The sequence below is a fragment of the Mesorhizobium sp. M0601 genome, from assembly GCF_040320845.1.
Lineage (GTDB): Bacteria > Pseudomonadota > Alphaproteobacteria > Rhizobiales > Rhizobiaceae > Mesorhizobium.
Window position 1 is genome coordinate 1 of the sequence record NZ_JAMYQK010000114.1, and the last position, 1,207, is coordinate 1,207.

Annotated in this window: 1 protein-coding gene; it reads left to right on the plus strand. The window is 62.1% G+C overall.

Annotated features, from left to right (window positions below; all coding sequences use genetic code 11):
* Window positions 1-62 precede the first annotated feature (62 nt).
* Window positions 63-1,049, plus strand: coding sequence for an IS5 family transposase (locus tag NKI41_RS33080; protein ID WP_352687253.1), 987 nt, complete (start codon window positions 63-65; stop codon window positions 1,047-1,049).
* Window positions 1,050-1,207 lie beyond the last annotated feature (158 nt).

Below are 1,207 nucleotides of genomic sequence, written 5' to 3' on the forward strand. Positions count from 1 at the left end.
GAGATCTTTGCACAGAAGCCGATCAGTGATTCTGTTGTGAGGTTGGAGCAGGGAGATTCGCGATGGTGGATCGTGTTCTGGGTCAGTTGAGTCTGGCGGACGGTCTTGCGGTGTCGGATGAGACGATCTTCGACCTGATTGCGAAAGAGCTGGACTGGGAGCCGATCAGCAAGCTGCTTGGCCCGCGCAGCAGCAGCGGCCCGGGTAGCGCCAGCTACCCGGCAATGTTGCTGGTGCGCTGCCTTCTGCTGGGTGTGTGGCATGGGCTGAGCGATCCAGCGCTTGAGGCGCAGATCCGTGACCGGCTGTCGTTTCGCCGCTTCGTTGGCTTCAGCCTCTCGGACCGTACGCCCGATCATTCGACCCTATGGCGCTTTCGCGACGAGCTGACGCGTGAGCGGCTGATCGACAAGGTGTTTGAGGAGATCAACCGGCAGCTGGAGACGAAAGGCCTGATCGTCAAGCGCGGCACGCTGGTCGATGCCTCGTTCATGCAATCCCCCGGCCGGCCGCCCAAGCAGCCGAAGAAGGGCCACCACGGCCCGGTCAAGCCGTCGGCGGACAAGGATGCGCGCTGGGGCAAGAAGGGCAAAAAGAGCACTTTTGGCTACAAGATGCACATTGGCGTCGACCAGGGGCACACCTTGATCCGGCGCGTCGAGGTGAGCGACGCCTCAGTCACCGACACCGAGCCGGCCGACCGGTTGATCTGCGGCGATGAGAAGGCGGTCTATGGCGATCAGGCCTATTACACCCATGCCAGGCATGACCGGCTCGCTGAGGCCAAGATCAAGGATCGCCTGATGCGGCGGCCCAACAAGCATCACCCTGAATTGCCGCCGCGCGACAAGCTGCGCAACCGGCTGATCTCCAAGGTGCGGGCGGCGGTTGAGCGGCCTTTCGCCGTGTTCAAGGAGCGTTACGGCATGCGGCGCATGCGCTTCTTCAACCTTGCGACCAACCGCACGCAGTGCATGCTGGCGGCATGCGCCTACAATCTGCGGACTATGATCGGTGTCCTGTATCCACCCAAAGAGAGACGGGCGTGAGGGAGGAGTGCGTCCAAAATCGAGCCGATCGGGCCAATGATGCCGGTCGATGCCGCGCCAGGGCGACAGGGCGAGGCCTTAGACGCCTTCAAAAGACGCCCAGTAGGCCAATCAGGTTAAGCACACCCTTCATGCAAAGCCCTCCTTGTGGGAGAAGG